Origin of the sequence: Bacillus sp. BF2-3, assembly GCF_008368795.1 — a bacterium.
Taxonomy (GTDB): domain Bacteria; phylum Bacillota; class Bacilli; order Bacillales; family Bacillaceae_G; genus Bacillus_A; species Bacillus_A cereus.
Genome location: NZ_QOSA01000031.1, coordinates 42,819 through 61,613, shown reverse-complemented (window position 1 = coordinate 61,613; position 18,795 = coordinate 42,819). Strand labels below are relative to the sequence as shown.

The window sequence follows — 18,795 nt, the reverse complement described above, 5'->3', positions numbered from 1 at the left end:
TTAAACATTTTATGACAATTCCTTTTCTATCCTATTAATCATTTGAATATTCAAACTAGATTTGTTACGCTATTACTAGATACATCATTCAACTTGCAATATGAAAAGAGAATTCTAATCAAACTACAAGGAGGAGAAATGTATGACTAAACATGATCATGGTTTAAAAGAAAAAGTAGAAGGTGCCATTGATAAGGTAAAAGGTGAAGTAAAAGAAGTTGTTGGGAAAGTAACTGACAATAAAAAATTACAAGCTGAAGGAAAATGGGATAAGGTGAAAGGCACTGCTAAAGATACAGTTGGTAATGTGAAAGAAAAAGTACATGAATATAAGGAACATAAGAAAGAAAAATAAAAAAGAGCCCATCGGCTCTTTTTTTATTTCCCTTCATTTTTCTCTAACACGTATAAATCTTCTTCCATATTCGTTAATTTCTCACTTACAAGCTTTCTTGCATCTCCAATTGCTTGATTGTATGCAAATGGTCCAACTAATTTAATCATTTCTTCTATTAAACGCTCTGCTTGGAAACGCCCAATTTCATCTAGATCTTCTTCCATGAAAAATTGCTGAATTTGCGCTACAAGCTCTTCTTTTTTATCATTTGGTATTTTTATATTCATCATCGTTGTTACTCCTCTATATTTAAGATAATATCTTCCTTAACTCTACCATAGAAAAACGATTACCAGGACAGCTTTTTGTAACTCCTTCTAACTCCCTATGACCTAGTATATTTTCTTTCTTTATAGCAAATTGCTTCATAAACATTTTGCATAAAGAATATAATGCATTCACTTGCGGGGGAGTGGGATCGTATTTATCGAAATTTCCCGTCATACATATTCCAATTGTATGACAGTTATGGTCTTTCGCGTGCGCTCCAATATGTAAACCTCGCCCTTCCACTACAGTTCCATCCTTTTCGATAAAATAGTTGTAACCAATTCCGCTCCACCCCCTTACAGTTTGATGAAATTCATGCGTTTTATACACGTCCCATCCATCTTCAGCTGTATGGTGAATAATCAGTTTGTTTACTTTTTCTAAAGGAACTAATTCATCTTGAAATGTTAGATTGACACGTTTAATTTCCATTTGAACTGCCTCCTCTTAAAAATCAATCATAATAATCGTTTTATCATCTGGCCTTATTCTCTTTTCCGCTTCTAGCTCTTCAATAATTGCTATATATTCGTTTATACTATTCTTTCTTATATATGCAACAGTTTGTTCTAATGACCAATCTGGGTGAAATAACCCGTCTGAACAAATAAAAATCCCACTCACTTCATCTGTATGTAATTCACCATGTTGTAAATAATGTATCGCTTCTTTCATTCCATTTGCAACTGAATAACCATTTGGCATATTTGCAAGATAACGATTGTATTTTAACTGTTCTCGAACATCTTGAAAAACATATTCTTCTGGTACAGATAACCCTTTTTTACGATCTTCTTCCCTCTTCTTTTTTGCTCTTTTACTAATTCCTTCAACTGTGTCTTTCGTTAATACTTGCATCGTTCCATTTTGAAAAGTTGCGACAATCATACAGTCCCCAAGCTGCGCATATTCAATTTTCTCACCAACTATTTGGACTGCCGCGATACATGTGCACCACAAATGCTCTTTTTTTCTCGTGTCTACTTCATATTCTAACATTTTGCTTTGCAATACTTCATTTGCTTTGGCAACTGCAAATTGTAAACTATGATTCTCTCGTAATGCAGTAAAATAACTTGCAAATAAATGCGAAGCGATGTATGCTCCATTATGTCCCTTTTCATCACGAAACGGGACAAGTGGTGTTGCACCGTCACATACACCATAAATCTTTTTTTCTTTATTACAAAAATAAGAATCCTCACATTCTTGCTTCAACGGGCTTTTCTGTTGATATGTTTTTATCTTCACAACTGTATCCCCTTTCAAATGATAAAATACTCAAATTCTTTTGATTAATCTAATTTACCTAAATAAACTGTTTTTACCCAAAACTTTCAATATCATATATAATCTTGAAATAATATGAATTTTTCAGTGAAGGACGGGAAAGAAATGGTCAGATTCCTTGGTGTTATTATCGGTTCTATTATTATTGCGGTTGCCTTTAATCTTTTCCTTATCCCCCACAAAATTTTAAGTAGTGGAATTGGCGGAATTGCTATTATTTTAGGGATTGTAACCCCTGTAAACACAGGCATTATTAACTTTGTATTAAACTTACCTATCCTTATTTTAGGGTACATAGGTCTTGGAAAAAAAGTAATTTTTAACACAGTTGTCTCTGTAGTTGTATTATCTGTTGCATTATACTACGTTCCAGTAAAAGTCGTAGCAACAGATCCATTGTTATCTTCTATCTTCGGAGGTGTAATCGCCGGAGCTGGTATTGGTCTTGTTTTTAACTGTAATGGATCCACTGGTGGATTTGATATTATCGGTATGCTTTTATCCCGCAAGCGAGACATTAAACTTGGCGGATTCCTTATTATTTTAAATGCAGTCGTTGTAATAATCGCAGGATTCTTCTTCACCTGGGATGTTGCACTTACAAGCTTACTTTCAATTTATGTAACTGGTAAAGTAATTGATGCTGTTCATACAAAACATCGTAAAGTTACACTTATGATTGTAACAAATGAAGCAGAAAAAATGAAAAAACAACTTCTTTCAACTGTTGTACGTGGAATAACGTTACTTGATGGCGAAGGTGCTTATTCAAGCGAGAAAAAGCGTGTACTTATGACCGTCGTTTCTCGTGAAGAATTAGCAAGTATGAAACTAACAATTTCTGAAATCGACCCGAATGCATTCGTTAATATTACAGAAACTGTAGAAGTGTTAGGACTTTTCAGAAGAAGTTAAAGACTAGGTGGGAATCCACCTAGTCTTTATTTTGCATAAATTCAATTCGGTTTCCAAATGGATCTGACACGTAAAATCGAATTACATCTGGCCTTGCATAATCATCAATCACTTTAACACCTTGCTCTATAAGTGTTTGCTTAAATTCATTAATTTCATTCACATAAAAAGCTGGATGAGCCTTTTTAGCTGGTGTAAAGTTCCGCTCGACACCAATATGGATTTCTTGATTTCCGCATTTAAACCAACATCCACCTCGTTTTTTCAACTCTTCTGGCTTTGGAATTTCTTCCATACCAATCGTATTCCCATAAAAATCACGCGCCTCTTCTTCACACCCTACAGGTGCAGCTACTTGCACGTGATCAATCCCTTGAATATAATTTTTCATTTTCTCTCCCCCTCCTCTACCCTAATGTTATACGGAAAACAACCGTCTGTAACTTACAAAAGGTTTATAAAACAATATAAGCTCCCCTTATTACCATCCTGCATTCACCTTGCAAAAAATAAAAAAAACAAAATTTATTCTATAACTTCCATTTTTTATAGAAATACACATTACATCTATATTATAGTTATGAATAGACAAATCTTTTTAGATGCTATTTGTACGGAGGAACTATTATGAGTCGTAAAAAATATTCACCAACTCAAAAAAAACGTCATCCGAACATTTCTAGACGTTTGCGAAACCATATACAAGATCGTTCATTAACAGAAATGTACGCATCTCTGTTCGAACACAATCCTGATAGTATTATTTCATTAAATTTAGAAGGAGTTATTCTACATATAAATCCTTCTGCCGAAAGAATATTAGGTTACACTTCTTTAGAATTAGAACAGAAAAATATTACCTCTATTTTAGAAGCCCATATTTCTGAGCAAGTATTACAAAATATAAAGAATACTGAAGCGGATAATCAACAAGAGTATATCTTATCTATTTATCATAAAAATGGATTCTTATTAGATGTTGTGACAAAACTAGTTCCTATTTTTGTTCAAAATCGTCTTACTGGCGTATATGCTATTATGAAGCCGCTTGAAAAATCAGAAAGAATTGAGAATATACTAAAAGAAAGTGAGAAGAGATTGCGTACATTAGTAAACTCCATGCCTGCGTTTGTTATTTTTAAAGATCATGAAGGGCGCTGGCTTGAGGCAAATGACTACGCACTTTCTTGCTTCAATTTCCATCATGTACCTTACCACGGGAAAAAAGATAGCGAACTCATTCAATATAATGAAGCATACCGAGAAGCTTTTTTACATTGTGAAGAAATTGATGAACTAGCATGGCAACAAAGACAAATTCTTCATGGCGAGGAATTTATTATACATAGAGATGATTTCGATCTAATCTTAAGTATATCAAAAGTCCCGCTTTATCATCCTGACGGTTCTCGCAAAGGTCTTATCGTGATGGGGAGAGATGTTACTGAGCTAAAAGAAACTGAAAAGTTATTACGAAAATCTGAGAAGCTCGCAGTAGTCGGACAACTGACAGCTGGAATTGCCCATGAAATTCGAAATCCACTCACTTCTCTAAAAGGTTTTCTAACGTTGCTCCTCCCTGAAATAAATGAGGAGCAAAAATGGTATATCGATGTTATGTTAAGTGAGATTTCACAAATGGAATCCATCACGAGTCAATTTATGGCGATGTCTAAGCCACAAGTATTATCTATCCAAACTTGTAACATACAAACTTTAATTGAAGAGGTAGTTACATTTATTTTACCGACTGCAATTATGCATAGCGTTCATATCATCATGGATCATTTTGATTACGTATATGATATTCAATGTGACGGTAACCAATTAAAACAAGTTTTTATAAACATATTAAAAAATGCGATAGAAGCGATGCCAAATGGCGGAAATATTTTCATCCAAACAAAACCATTAGAGGATAATTTCATCTTAATACGAATTATCGATGAAGGTTGTGGCATTCCAGAAGATCGTATCTCCCGTCTAGGCGAACCTTTTTATAGTTTAAAAGAAAAAGGCACAGGACTAGGATTAATGATGTGTTACAAAATAATTGAAGAACATCATGGTAAATTACACATTTCAAGCGAATTAAATAAAGGTACGATTGTTGATATTGAGCTACCACTTTCTTCATCTCATCTTGCAATCCAGTCTTAAATAAAAAAGAAGCATCTGCTAATCGTTAGCAGATGCTTCTTTTTTTAAAATGCTTTGTCATACCACTCTTTTGCTTTTTCTACTTCACCCATCGTTAATTGATGCCCTCGATTTTCCCAATGCATTGTTACATTCGCATTTGCATTTTCTAATAGTACCTTCAATTCCTCTGACTCTGCTGATGAACAAATTGGGTCATTTGTCCCAGCAGCAATAAACACAGATTTCCCTGCTAAATTTGCTAATTGCATTCCTCTTCTAGGTACCATTGGGTGATGAAGCACAGCACCTTTCAATGCATTTTCGTAATGAAATAATAAGCTTGCTGCGATATTTGCCCCATTCGAATAACCGATAGCTACAATGTTATTTCTATCGAATTTATATTCTTTAGCCGCTTCATCTAAAAATTCATTTAATTCCTTCGTACGGAAAATTAAATCCTCTTCATCAAAAATGCCCTCTGCTAATCGGCGGAAAAAACGCGGCATCCCATTCTCTAACACATTTCCCCTAACGCTTAATACCGACGCTTCCGAATCAACTATTTCTGCAAGTGGTAGTAAATCTAATTCATTACCACCTGTGCCATGAAGTAATAACAGCACTGGTTTTGACGTATCTTTTCCTTTTTGAAAAACATGTTTCATCATAATCCTTTTCCCCCTTCAATCACTTTAATCTAAATTTCTCACTTCAAATGGTAAAAGCGTTTGTTCAATCTGTTTTCTATGTTGTTCATATTGTTCCGGTAACTTTAATTCCTCTCCCATCGTCTCTAACGATTCATCATGAGCGAAACCAGGAGGATCTGTTGCAATTTCAAATAAGATTTCACCATGTTCTCTAAAATAAATCGCGTTAAAATAATTTCGATCTTGTACAGGAGTTACGTGATATCCAAAACGCGACACATGCTCTTTCCAGTCTAGCTGATCAGCATCGTCACTCGCTCTCCAAGCTATATGATGAACTGTACCAACGCCCATTTGGCCACGACCGATTGTTGATAATTTCAAATCAATAATATTTCCAATGTCAGCAGAAGAACGGAATCGAACAAATTCGCCCTCTTCTCCAATTTTTTCAAGACCCATAATATGTTCTAACAATTCAGCTGTTTTTTGAGGCTGTGCAGATAAAAGAACAGCACCTCCAAACCCTTTAATTGCTACTTCTGGTGTAACTTCTCCAAAACTCCAATTGTTTAATTCGCCTGCTTCTCTTTCAACTAATTCTATATGCAAACCATGCGGATCATCAAATTCTAAATACTGCTCTCCAAAACGAGTCATTTTTGTATACGAAACATCGAATTTTTCTAATCTATTTTCCCAAAACTCCATTGTACCTTTTGGTACAACGTAAGACGTAATTCCTACTTGACCGTCCCCAATAATACCTTGACGAGCACCTGCCCATGGGAAAAACGTAATAATTGTTCCAGGCTTTCCTCCTTCATTTCCAAAATAAAGATGGTACGTACCTGGATCATCAAAATTCACTGTTTGTTTCACTAAACGTAACCCTAATACACCAGCATAAAAGTCTACATTTTCTTGTGGATTCCCTACAATCGCTGTAATGTGATGGATTCCCATTGTTTTCTTTTCCATTTCTTCCACTCCTTTTTTATTTCATTATAAAAATTCTTTTACATTTAAATTCATTATTCATTTTGTCCATGCTGCAAAGTAAAATCCGTTATAACAATTTTATCTCGAATTCGAGATATTAATTACAAAAATACATATTGGTGTCTAACCTATCAAATTATCTTGAACTCAAGATAATTTACAAAAAATATTCGTTCGATTTATAACCATAATATTTCTTCATTATGCATGTTATTTATCTCGAACTCGAGATTTATTATAAGTTACTTATTTTTTATTGTCAATAAGTCCTTACTTTCATTTTACATGTAAAAAGAGTAAACGCTATTCATCGTTTACTCTTTTTGCAAATCATTTCTTTTCTTCTTCCAGTACTGCTTCCATCTCATTAAATTCACGATGAACTGCCTTAACGGGTTCTTTCGTTAATAAACTTACAATGATAACAGTTAATAAACTACAGAAGAATCCAGGTACCATTTCATACATAGTCGCTTTTAAACTTAGAATTTGTACCCAAGTGATAACAACTAATGCACCGACAATCATCCCAGCAAGAACGCCCCATTTGTTCGTTCTCTTCCAATATAAACTTAATAAAATTGCTGGTCCAAATGCTGATCCAAATCCTGCCCAAGCATATCCAACAAGCGTTAAAATTGTATCACTCGGATGATACGCTAAAACAACTGCAATCATCGCTACAACTAATACCGACAGCCTACCGATAAATACAAGTTCTTTATCACTTGCATTACGACGGAAAAATGTTTTATAGAAATCTTCCGTTACTGCACTTGAAATAACAAGTAATTGTGAGGAAATACTACTCATAATCGAAGCCAAAATAGCTGATAATAAAAATCCTGTAATATACGGATGGAATAAAATATTTGAGAATGTTACAAAGACCATTTCTGGGTCTTGTAATGTCGCATTATTTTTAGCATAATAGGCGATACCAATTAGACCAGTAAGCATTGCACCTATAATTGAAATCGTCATCCAACCGATACCGATTCTACGAGAAGTTTTTAAATCTTTAATAGAGGTAATTGCCATAAAGCGGACAATAATATGTGGTTGACCAAAATATCCAAGGCCCCATGCTAAAAATGAAATAATACCAAGTATTGTGGTCCCTTTAAACATATCTAAATGCGATGCATCGACTTGCTTAATCGTATTAAATGTTTCTGTTACACCACCGACATCCGTAAAAGCAACAATTGGCACTAGTACAAGCGCAATAAACATAATACAACCTTGCACAAAGTCCGTCCAACTTACGGCTAGAAAGCCACCAAATAGTGTATACGCAACAACGACACCTACTGTTACAAATAAACCAATTTTATAATCAAGGTTAAAAGAATTTTCAAACAAACGTCCACCTGAAACTAAACCAGCCGACGCATAAAATGTGAAAAATACTAAAATGACGATAGCGGAGACAAAACGAAGTATTTTCGTACGATCTTTAAACCGATTCTCTAAAAAGTCTGGAATCGTAATTGAATCATTTGCCACTTCTGTATACGTTCGTAAACGCGGGGCAATGATTAAATAGTTTGCATACGCACCTATTAATAAACCTATCGCAATCCATACACTTGATAATCCTGTTGCATACATCGCACCAGGTAATCCCATTAACATCCAGCCACTCATGTCAGAAGCACCAGCTGATAAAGCTGTAACTGCTGGACCAAGTCCCCTCCCGCCTAACATATAATCTGATAAATCGGATGTCTTCTTATAAGACCAATATCCGATATACAACATACCTGCCATATAAACAGCAAGCGAAACCATAATTTCAATCTTCACCAAATCTCTCCCTTAGTCCATAAGCCATTCAAAATTTCGAAAAATGACTTTTTCTATTTTCTTGTTTTCGCTTATGGTTCCCTACCTTAACAAACATTTTTTGTTCTTTCAAGTGAACGAGCACTTTTCATTACATGTGAAAACCTTTATAAGCGCCTTTATCCCAGTGGATTACCCTGTTTTCAAAAGAAATTAAAGTAAAAATATTCAGATAATTAAACACCTTATTTTTTAATAAAAATAAGCCATACAAATGTATGACTTTTAATCTATTAAACATAGCTTACTATTTACTAGTAGGAAACAATTCTGAGAGAGGAACTACCCGCCCCATCTCGTCTTTAAATACAATATGCTCTCTCTTTAAATGACGCGGGCTCTTCACTCCCACCGCTGCCGCTAATGAAAATAAACTATATCTCATACTAATAATATAATTCATGACTCGCCACTTCTTCTCATACGGATCTAACGCTTTTTGATAATGCGGATTCGTCGTGGCTACACCAGATGGACATTGGCCAGAATTACATTGAAGGGCCATAATACAGCCGCTTGCCATCATAAATCCGCGGGCTGAACTTACAGCATCTGCCCCAATCGCTAAAGCAATCGCTACTTTATCTGGTGTGATTAATTTACCCGATGCAAATACTTTAAACTTGTTACGAACACCATAATGGTTTGCTGTATCAATAAATGTAAGTAATGCTGGAATAAGCGGCAGTCCCATACAATCTGCCATCGATTTATACGTTGCCCCTGACCCGCCTTCTGAACCGTCTATTGTAATAAAATCTGGATAAATGTTTAGTTCTTTCATTGTTTTTATTAAATCTTCCAAAGGCTTCTGCTGACCAATTACAATTTTCATTCCAACTGGTTTACCGCCGCTTTCTTGCAACTGTTGAATAAAATAAAGTGTATCCGCTGCATTCTTTAAAAATGAAAATCGATTCGGTGAATTAATCGTCTCTCCCTTTCGGACGTTGCGAACAAACGCAATTTTCTCATTTACTTTTTGCCCCTCTAAATGACCACCACGTATTTTAGCACCTTGCCCAAATTTCAATTCGAATGCTCTAATATTACTTTCTTTCACTTTCTCCATGAATTTTCCCATTGAAAAATTACCGTCTTCATCACGGTATCCAAATAACCCTGGACCAATTTGCGCAACGATATTCGCTCCTGTATGTAAATGTTCTGGAATAACGCCACCTTCACCCGTATTAATCCACGATCCGCCTGCCATTTTTGCTCCAAGACCACTCGCTAAAATATAATTTTCTCCAATCGCACCATAAGAAGTCGCAGATGCACCAAACATGCCATGTAGCTTCCACGGATATTTACGGTTCTCACCGACTATAATTGCATCATCTTCTTCGTACAGCCAAAGATTCGTTGTATCCGCTGTCAATTTTTCTCTTCTTGAAAATAACCCTTCTTTATTAATCACGTACTTTTTACCTTCTCGCTCTTGCGTGAGATTCACACTTAATTCCTCCGTTAATATCGGAAATAATGTATTAGCAATATAATATCCAGAAGCTTCAAAATCTCGTTTTGATCCAAAACCAAGTATTTCAGAGCGATATTTCGCTAAAAACATAACACTTTGAAAATCATAACGTGAGAAAGGCTTTCCATCCGTATCATGATCAAACCAGTATTGTCGAAATTCAGGCCCTATCTTTTCCAGTAAGTAGCGCATTCTTCCTAAGTACGGATGTAATTTTAAAATAGAATGATGTGTTCGTTTTTTTATAAAAAATGTAATGATAAAAAAGACGATTAAAAGCAACATTAAAAATAGTAATATACTAATAATAACGAGTAGCGTTTCACTCATCCCGCTTCCCCCTATGAAATTCCATAATAAAAGGAGAACACTAGATGTGTTCTCCTTTTATCTTTATTCATACTAACGTAGCAAGATGCTCTTTCGCGTCATATTCAACTAAACTTTCAGCGTGTTTAATTCGATGAACAAAGTCTGGATTAGCAATTAACGGTCTTCCGAATGCCGCTACATCAATCGTTCCTTCTTGCAACGCTTCTTCGGCCTCTTTCGGATTTAAATTACCAACCCCAACAATCGTACCATCCCAATATTTTCTTACTAGTTGATGAAAATTCTTTCCGTCAGCAATCTCTTGGGTATAATTCATCGTTGAAGGATGGATCATCGTTAACCCAACCTCTTTAAACATATTTATGAACGTTTCAATTGCAAACTCAGGGTTTTCCCACATATAAGTAGGATTATCACCTTTGAAAGCAGAGAAACGAAGAAGTGTTTTATTAGCTCCAACAGCTTCTATTACAGCCGCCGTTACTTCTTTCATAAACGTTAACCTTTGTTTTAAATCACCCCCATATTTATCTGTTCGCTTATTCGCAAACTCATACGTAAATTGATCGATTAAATATCCGTGTGCACCGTGAATTTCTACTCCATCAAATCCAGCTTCGATTGCATTTTTCGCAGCTTGTGCGTATTGACCGATCACTTCTTGTATTTCTTCTAACGTCATTGCTTCTGGCGTATCAAACGGTTTACGAAAGCGTGGAACATTTCCCTCTGCAGCGATAGCCGACGGTGCTTGTGGCATTTGACCACCAATTATTTCATGATGACTCATACGCCCAACATGCCATATTTGAGCAATAATCGTCCCGCCTTCTTTATGTACTGCCTCTGTAACAGGTTTCCAAGAATCGATTTGTTCTTGTGTATAAATACCTGGTACTCCTGGGTTTCCTTTTGCTCTCGGACTAATGACAATTCCTTCTGTAATAATTAGTCCAATTCCATCCGCAGCACGTTTTCTGTAGTACTCCACTACATCCGCACCAACTACTCCAGTCTCATTATCTGCAAAGCATCTTGTCATCGGTGCCATCGCTATACGATTACGAAGAGACCAAGCTCCAACTTGAATTGGATCAAACAACTTTGTTTCTTCAACGTTTTCAAAAAATCCCCCAGCATTTACATTTGTTCCTTCATAAATACTCGCTGCTTTATTACTTGAACTTGTCATTTTTCTTCCCCCTAAAAAATCTTACTATAATCGCATCATACTTACTTTTAGATAGTAACGTCAATTTTTACGACTTTACAATAAAAAATTCGAATATCCAAAAAATAAAATGCTATAAATAATATTAAAAAGGTTTCCTTAGGAGGAAACCTTTTTTGTTGACCATATATGGCTGTCAATTCGTTTATCTCTTTAATAAAAAAACACCTTATCAATAGAAGTGAAAATGGTTCAGTATTCTTCTAAAAATAATAACTTATATACCTAAAACAATGAAAGCCCTACCTCTCTTTCATCCTTACGGCTCCTCGTCCGTGCCAGTGTGAATCAGGATTGCAAAAATCAAGTAACTATTTTATCGAAGTATTCAATTAAACTTCGAACATTCATAAATGAAATTAAAAAATAAAAATGGATTTGATTGTAGTAATAACAATAGAGGTAATGCTCTAAAAGTGGTTTGAAAGAGTTGAATGTCTTTGAAATGATAAATTTTCTATAATTATGTTCCCAAAAAATTCAAGATCTTTTTTGGGATATAATACATTATTTGTAATGAACCTTAACAAAAGCTTTTTATCTGATTTTCTGTGATACCTTCAATTAATCCCAGTTCACTAATCAAAAATTCATATGCGTTATCTAACATCTTCTTTTCGCTTGCATTAAGTGCTTTTTCTTTCTGTATACGCATTAAATCACGCACAACTTCAGCACCTTCTTGCATTTTACCCGTCTTTATTTTATCAGTGTTCAATTTATACCTTTGTTTCCACGTAAGTAATCTATCTGATTCCCCATGTTGAAAAATATCCATTATGTGTGCTAATGCGGTTATATCCGTAACTGGACGTATATTCGAATTCAATATTCTCCCTGCTGGAATCATTAGTTCCATATTACTAGCTGACATTTTTATAACATAATACTGTTGTTTTTCTCCTGAGATTTCCTTCTCTTCTATGGCTTTAATTATACCTGCTCCCTGCATTGGATAAACAATGTTATCGCCAATTTGAAACAAATAATCCACCTCCATATATGGTAACCTTCTCAAGCTTAACACACTTTTAGTTTTTTAGCAAAATTTTTATTTTATCATAAAATTATTTTACACGTCAATACTTCAGAAGCAAGAAATTAAATTTACACAATACACTATAAAAACCGCAATTCCATTAACAGTTCCACACACATTCATTCTCTTTTAATACAAAAACACATCACTACATTTAAGTAGTGATGTGTTTTTGATAAGACATAAATAAAGATCTACTTTTCCGTCTATATGCTAACCTGCTTACTAACCGTTTCCCTCGCTAAAAGAAAACTCATAATCACTTGCGCTGCTACTCTACTCGTCATATCTCTGAAATCAAGAGTTGGATCAATCTCTACTATATCCATCCCTTGAACGAGCGGTTCTTTACCAAGGAATTCAATCGCATCTAGTAAAGTCGTACTATCCATTCCACCAGGCCCAATTGCTGGACAACCTGGTGCAAACGCTTGGTCTAGCACATCCATATCAAGAGAAATATAAATAGAAGTCACACCTTGATTTCTTAATAATTCAATACTTTCCGTGATAATATCTTTTATTTCTCGCTCTCTTACGTCTTTCATTGTATACACTGTTACACCATGCTCTATTGCATATTCATGGTACGCACGTGCATTAGAAAAATTACGAATTCCAATTTGAACAAGTTGTTTCCCTGTAATGACATCATTTTCTAGTAAACTACGGAATGGTGTACCATTTGACGGGCCTCCATCATCTAAATTACGTAAATCATGATGAGCATCAAATTGAATAATTCCGACCTTTCCTTTACTGTTTGCAAAACCTGTTATACTCGGAAAACTAATCGAGTGGTCACCACCAAGAACAATTGGTATCATGTTCGGGTTTACTTTCGTTACATGACCAACTGTTTTCGCAATTCGTTTATGACTTTCTTTTATATCCGTCACATGCATCGTAATATCGCCGCAATCATATAAGACACTTTCTTTCATATCGTGTTTTTCTGTAATTGCATATGTACTATATGCATCTAACATCGCACGAATTGTCTTTGGAGCAAAACTCGCTCCTGAATGACTAATAGATGGTTTAGAAAGGGGTGCTCCAATTAAGGCAGCACCGAATATTTCTACACCTTCCTCCCAATCTTTAATCATCTCACTCCATTTTGTCACTTCACGATCAATAAACTTTGCGTTTTTCTTTAAATAGTGGCCGTGCTCCACGATTGTTCACCTCTTGTATATGCAATATTACCATTCTTCCATACTGTATTCACATGACTTACGCCGTAATGATACGGTACGTAAGCATAATTGTAAGCATCCCATAAAACTAAATCTGCCTTACGACCAACTCTAATTTTCCCAGCTACATCACCACGGTTAATGGCATATGATGAGTTAACCGTTACGGCATTCCAAACTTCTTCTGGTGTCATTTTCAATTTTAGCATCGCAATGCTCATAATAAGCTGAATATTTTCAGTTGGACAGCTACCTGGGTTAAAGTCTGTAGCTAACGCAACTGCAACACCTTCATCAATCATTTTACGACCGCGAGCAAAGCTTTCTTTATTTAAATAGAAAGTTGTTCCTGGTAATAATGTTGCTACTGTATTCGAGTTTGCAAGCATTTCAATCCCTTTATCAGAAGCGCCAACTAGATGGTCTGCTGATGCTGCACCGATTTCTGCCGCTGCTTCCGCACCACCAAGAGGGTCGATTTCATCTGCATGAATTTTCACATCAAAGCCAAGCTCTTTCGCTTTTAATAAAAATTCTTTTGATTCTTCTACTGAGAACACACCTGTTTCACAGAAAATATCAACGAATTCCACCAATTGTTTCTCTTTCATTTCTGGTAATAGGTCTAACATCCATTGTAAAAATTCTTTCGATCTACCTTTATATTCTTTCGGAACTGCATGAGCACCTAAAAATGTGGAAACTAAATCGATCGGATGCTCTTTTTGTAATTGTGCAGTTGCCTCTAATTGTTTCCATTCCGTCTCATCATCTAATCCGTAACCACTCTTCGCTTCTACAGTTGTAACGCCGAAAGATAACATACGGTCTAAATGGAATTTCGCTTTTTGAACAAGTTCTTCTTTCGATGCTTGTTTCGTTGCATTTACAGTTGAAAGAATACCTCCGCCTTGTTCTAAAATTTCTAAGTACGGAACTCCTTGTAATTTTAGCGCAATTTCATTTTCACGAGATCCACCAAATACAAGATGGGTATGCGGATCAACAAGACCAGGAGAAACCATTTTCCCCCCGCAATCAATAACTTCTTTCGCTTGTAATCCTTTCGCTTCTTCCGCTGTTCCAACGAAAGTGATTACACCATTTTCAATTCCAACCGCACCGTTTTCGATAACAGGAAGCGTGTTCATCGCTTCTCGTCTTAACAAGCCATCTTCTTGATCCATTGTTAGTAATTGACCGATATTGATTAGTAAAGTGTCCAGCATGTTTTCTCCTCCTTATTTCATCATTGGAATGTTAACGCCTTTTTCTTTCGCAGTTTCCACAGCTAAGTCATACCCTGCATCAACGTGACGAACAACACCCATACCAGGGTCAGAAGTTAATACGCGCTCAATACGTTTTGCTGCTGCTTCTGTTCCATCTGCAACGATAACCATTCCCGCATGAAGTGAATAACCCATACCAACGCCACCACCGTGGTGAACAGATACCCAGCTTGCACCGTTTACACTATTAATTAATGCATTTAAAATTGGCCAGTCAGCTACTGCATCACTACCATCTTTCATCGCTTCTGTTTCACGGTTTGGAGATGCTACTGATCCACAATCTAAATGGTCACGACCGATAACGATTGGTGCTGATAATTCACCATTTGCAACCATTTCATTAATGATGCGACCAAATTTCGCACGCTCACCGTAACCTAACCAACAAATACGTGATGGAAGTCCTTGGAACTCAACTTGTTGACGTGCCATACGAATCCAGTTACATAAATGTTCATTATCAGCGAACTCACGTAAAATTACTTCGTCTGTTTTATAAATATCTTCTGGATCACCAGAAAGCGCTACCCAGCGGAATGGCCCTTTTCCTTCACAGAATAATGGACGAATAAATGCTGGAACGAATCCTGGGAAATCGAAAGCATTTTTCAAACCTTCATCGAAAGCAACTTGGCGAATGTTATTTCCATAATCAAATGTAATTGCGCCTTTTTCTTGCATCGCAAGCATCGCTTCCACATGTTTTGTCATACTTTCTTTTGATAATTGTACGTAACGTTCTGGATCTTCTTCACGAAGTTTCGCTGCTTCTTCTAATGTGTAACCTACTGGAATATAACCGTTTAATGGATCATGAGCAGATGTTTGATCTGTAACTAAATCTGGCGTAATATTACGCTTCACTAGTTCTGGTAAAATCTCTGCCGCATTTCCTAACAAACCAATTGAAATTGGTTCTCTCTTCTCTTTATACTCGTTCGCAACAGTTAATGCTTCTTCTAATGATTCTGTATACATGTCACAATATCTCTTTTCAATACGACGATCAATGCTGCGCTTATCAACATCAATAGCAATAACAACACCGCCGTTCATCGTTACAGCAAGAGGTTGTGCACCACCCATACCACCTAAACCAGCAGTAAGTGTTAATGTACCTTTTAATGAACCGTCGAAATGTTGACGAGCTGCTTCACCAAATGTTTCATATGTTCCTTGTAGAATCCCTTGTGTTCCAATGTAAATCCAGCTACCAGCTGTCATTTGTCCGTACATCATAAGACCTTTTTTCTCTAGTTCTCGGAAGTGATCCCAGTTTGCCCATTTTGGTACTAAGTTTGAGTTCGCTAACAGAACGCGAGGTGCATCTTCATGTGATTTAAAAATGGCAACTGGTTTTCCTGATTGAACAAGTAACGTTTCATCGCTTTCTAACGTTTTTAATGAATCTACAATCGCCTGATAGCTTTCCCAGTTACGAGCTGCACGGCCAATTCCGCCATACACAACTAATTCTTCTGGTTTTTCAGCAACTTCCGGATCTAAATTGTTCATTAACATACGAAGTGCAGCTTCTTGCACCCACCCTTTCGTTTGTAACTCTGTACCTCTTGGCGCGCGAATTGTTTGTTGTACTTTTTCCATTTCAATCTCTCCCTTTTCTCGTTTTATAGTGCTGCGTTTACATCCAATCTTTCTTTTATCGAATAATTCGTTTTTAACCAATGTGCAATATTTTCAATATCCGTTGAGAAGATGCGATCATTTGTAATAGATGGTACTTGCTGACGCCCTTGATGGTAGAAGCTCTTCGTCACTGTACTCATGTTTTCAATCCCGCGATATTCTGCCGCTTGCATCGCACAAATCATTTCAATTGAAAGAACACGTCTTACATTTTGAATAATTTGATGTGCATGACGTGAAGCGATTGTTCCCATACTTACGTGATCTTCTTGGTTAGCTGATGACGGGATTGAATCAACACTCGCCGGATGTGCTAACGTTTTATTTTCAGAAACTAGTGACGCTGCAGCATATTGCATAATCATTGCACCAGACTGAAGTCCTGGTTCTGGACTTAAAAATGGCGGTAAATCGTTTAACTGCGGATTTACTAAACGCTCAATACGACGCTCTGAAATGTTTGCAAGTTCCGCCATTCCTACTTTTAAGAAGTCCATCGCAAATGCAATCGGTTGACCATGGAAATTACCACCTGAAATTACTTTTTCCCCGCCATCAAAGATTAGCGGATTATCTGTTGCGGCATTCATTTCAATTTCTAATTTTTCTTTCACATAATTCAAAACTTGCCAAGAAGCACCGTGTACTTGCGGGATACAACGAAGTGAATAGGCATCCTGTACACGTAGTTCTCCTTGTTTTGTTGTTAACTTACTATCATGAAGAATGTCACGAATTCTGCTTGCTACATCCACTTGCTCTTTATAGCCACGTGCTTTATGAACATTTTCATCAAATGCATCAATAATGCCTTGTAACCCTTCAATTGTCATCGAAGCAATTAGTTCAGCTTGATATGCCGTTGCTTCTGCTTCTATATAAGAAAGAACTCCTTGTGCTGTCATCGCCTGCGTACCATTAATTAACGCAAGACCTTCTTTCGCTTCAAGTTCAATTGGCTCAAGCCCTTCTTCTGTAAGAGCAACCATTGCATGAACGCGTTTCCCCTTATAGAACACTTCACCTTCGCCTAATAATACGAGCGCAAGATGAGATAAAGGTGCTAAATCTCCACTTGCACCAAGTGAACCTTGTTGCGGAACGACTGGATGAATTTTACGATTTACAAACTCAAGAAGCATATTTACAACAAGCGGCCTTACGCCTGATACTCCTTTAAGCATCGTGTTCGCTCGTAAAATTAACATTCCGCGCGATACTTCTTCCGGGAATGGATCACCTATCCCACATGCATGTGACTGAATTAAATTATGTTGAAGTGCCTTTACATCATCTTTTTGGATAAGCACATCACTAAACTTTCCAAATCCAGTTGTAATACCGTAAACGACTTTTCCGTCCTCTACAATTTTCTCAACTACTTCGCGGCACTCCGCTACCTTTTGCATACTAGTTGGACAAGCTGTTACACCTTCTCCTTCCAGTAATAACCTCTTCATTTCTTCAACTGTCAATGTATGTCCTGTTAACGTAATCATCATTTTTCCTCCTTAAAAAGGCAAAAGGGGACCTTATCTTTTTAAGACAGACTTCTGTCCTAAAAAAGTAAGGCCCCCTTCTAACTAATAGACTATGGGCAAATCATATGTGATTAATTCCTAAACCAATCGCCTCATGCTCAGATCCTTTTACAGGTGCACCAATCGTTCCATATAATGCAACAGCAACCCATTCGCCTTCTTTTTTCCCGTCGTATGGTGTACCGCGCACAATCGCAAAACGAAGTCCTACTGTACGAAGAACGTCTGCTAACTGAATTTGACCTCTCGTCACTCCGTACAAAGCTTCCATAATTGCATGATAAAGTGCATGTGTTTCTCTGTAAACGTCTGTTTCAATAACTTGGTTGCTTTTAGCCGCTGTTTCCATTGCTGCGACAACCTTTTGCGAATTCATCGAACCCACTTTCCCCGTACAATACTTCCAACCTTTTGGAATGGATAATACAGGACTTTCATTCTCATCCGCAAGTGCCAACAGCATGGCCATACGACCAATTCGATGTGTTCCTTGAAGAAGCATGTGAC

The 18,795-nt window shown here is 36.6% G+C and carries 18 protein-coding genes; 3 read left to right on the top strand and 15 right to left on the bottom strand.

The genetic code is table 11. The features are described from left to right. Positions 1–142: 142 nt before the first annotated feature. The gene (locus DN401_RS21995) at positions 143–355 is read left to right on the top strand and encodes a CsbD family protein (protein ID WP_000160410.1); all 213 of its coding nucleotides are present in this window, start codon (positions 143–145) and stop codon (positions 353–355) included. 23 nt (positions 356–378) lie between these two features. Here the strand turns inward: DN401_RS21995 and DN401_RS21990 are convergent, their stop codons facing one another. Genes DN401_RS21990 through DN401_RS21980 form a run of 3 tightly spaced genes read right to left on the bottom strand, consistent with a single transcriptional unit; the run spans position 379 to position 1,936 of the window. Then, the gene (locus DN401_RS21990) at positions 379–627 is read right to left on the bottom strand and encodes a DUF2164 domain-containing protein (RefSeq protein WP_000981066.1); all 249 of its coding nucleotides are present in this window, start codon (positions 625–627) and stop codon (positions 379–381) included. A gap of 19 nt (positions 628–646) precedes the next feature. Then, complete coding sequence (locus DN401_RS21985) at positions 647–1,099, bottom strand: peptidoglycan recognition protein family protein (protein WP_149287930.1); 453 nt, start codon at positions 1,097–1,099, stop codon at positions 647–649. A gap of 15 nt (positions 1,100–1,114) precedes the next feature. Then, positions 1,115–1,936, bottom strand: coding sequence for a protein phosphatase 2C domain-containing protein (locus DN401_RS21980; RefSeq protein ID WP_002026192.1), 822 nt, complete (start codon positions 1,934–1,936; stop codon positions 1,115–1,117). A gap of 126 nt (positions 1,937–2,062) precedes the next feature. On the opposite strand from DN401_RS21980, the gene DN401_RS21975 reads away from it, so the two are divergent. Next, a complete protein-coding gene (locus tag DN401_RS21975; protein WP_000251344.1) occupies positions 2,063–2,872 on the top strand; it encodes a YitT family protein in 810 nt (269 codons plus the stop codon). A 19-nt stretch (positions 2,873–2,891) separates the two neighbouring features. Here the strand turns inward: DN401_RS21975 and DN401_RS21970 are convergent, their stop codons facing one another. After that, the gene (locus tag DN401_RS21970; RefSeq protein ID WP_000800772.1) at positions 2,892–3,263 is read right to left on the bottom strand and encodes a VOC family protein; all 372 of its coding nucleotides are present in this window, start codon (positions 3,261–3,263) and stop codon (positions 2,892–2,894) included. A gap of 236 nt (positions 3,264–3,499) precedes the next feature. Here DN401_RS21970 and DN401_RS21960 point away from each other — a divergent pair, with 236 nt between their 5' ends. Next, on the top strand, positions 3,500–5,032 hold the full coding sequence (locus DN401_RS21960; RefSeq protein ID WP_000087648.1) for a BA3702 family sensor histidine kinase: 1,533 nt from the start codon (positions 3,500–3,502) through the stop codon (positions 5,030–5,032). A 44-nt stretch (positions 5,033–5,076) separates the two neighbouring features. Here DN401_RS21960 and DN401_RS21955 read toward each other — a convergent pair whose 3' ends face one another. The 11 genes from DN401_RS21955 to hutP form a co-directional block, all read right to left on the bottom strand. Next, the gene (locus tag DN401_RS21955; protein ID WP_000975492.1) at positions 5,077–5,685 is read right to left on the bottom strand and encodes an alpha/beta hydrolase; all 609 of its coding nucleotides are present in this window, start codon (positions 5,683–5,685) and stop codon (positions 5,077–5,079) included. Positions 5,686–5,709: 24 nt separating this feature from the next. After that, positions 5,710–6,648, bottom strand: a complete 939-nt coding sequence (locus DN401_RS21950) for a ring-cleaving dioxygenase (RefSeq protein WP_149287929.1) — start codon at positions 6,646–6,648, stop codon at positions 5,710–5,712. A gap of 351 nt (positions 6,649–6,999) precedes the next feature. Next, positions 7,000–8,478: a sodium/proline symporter PutP gene (gene putP / locus DN401_RS21945; RefSeq protein WP_142285651.1), complete on the bottom strand. Its 1,479-nt coding sequence runs from the start codon at positions 8,476–8,478 to the stop codon at positions 7,000–7,002. 286 nt (positions 8,479–8,764) lie between these two features. Then, the gene (locus tag DN401_RS21940; RefSeq protein WP_000005173.1) at positions 8,765–10,333 is read right to left on the bottom strand and encodes an FMN-binding glutamate synthase family protein; all 1,569 of its coding nucleotides are present in this window, start codon (positions 10,331–10,333) and stop codon (positions 8,765–8,767) included. 67 nt (positions 10,334–10,400) lie between these two features. Beyond that, a complete protein-coding gene (locus DN401_RS21935; protein ID WP_000204582.1) occupies positions 10,401–11,528 on the bottom strand; it encodes an alkene reductase in 1,128 nt (375 codons plus the stop codon). Positions 11,529–12,090: 562 nt separating this feature from the next. Continuing rightward, positions 12,091–12,552, bottom strand: a complete 462-nt coding sequence (locus tag DN401_RS21930; protein ID WP_170317877.1) for a CarD family transcriptional regulator — start codon at positions 12,550–12,552, stop codon at positions 12,091–12,093. Between the two features lie 260 nt (positions 12,553–12,812). Further along, on the bottom strand, positions 12,813–13,784 hold the full coding sequence (hutG, locus tag DN401_RS21925) for a formimidoylglutamase (RefSeq protein WP_000399851.1): 972 nt from the start codon (positions 13,782–13,784) through the stop codon (positions 12,813–12,815). Further along, positions 13,763–15,034, bottom strand: a complete 1,272-nt coding sequence (gene hutI, locus DN401_RS21920) for an imidazolonepropionase (RefSeq protein ID WP_086692758.1) — start codon at positions 15,032–15,034, stop codon at positions 13,763–13,765. Before hutI ends, hutG begins: the two co-directional genes overlap by 22 nt. A 12-nt stretch (positions 15,035–15,046) precedes the next feature. Next, the gene (gene hutU, locus DN401_RS21915) at positions 15,047–16,705 is read right to left on the bottom strand and encodes a urocanate hydratase (protein ID WP_000416948.1); all 1,659 of its coding nucleotides are present in this window, start codon (positions 16,703–16,705) and stop codon (positions 15,047–15,049) included. Between the two features lie 23 nt (positions 16,706–16,728). Further along, positions 16,729–18,246, bottom strand: a complete 1,518-nt coding sequence (hutH, locus tag DN401_RS21910; RefSeq protein ID WP_000631874.1) for a histidine ammonia-lyase — start codon at positions 18,244–18,246, stop codon at positions 16,729–16,731. A 103-nt stretch (positions 18,247–18,349) separates the two neighbouring features. Further along, positions 18,350–18,790 (bottom strand): hut operon transcriptional regulator HutP, encoded by a 441-nt coding sequence (gene hutP / locus DN401_RS21905; RefSeq protein ID WP_000926516.1) that lies wholly within the window; start codon positions 18,788–18,790, stop codon positions 18,350–18,352. Positions 18,791–18,795 lie beyond the last annotated feature (5 nt).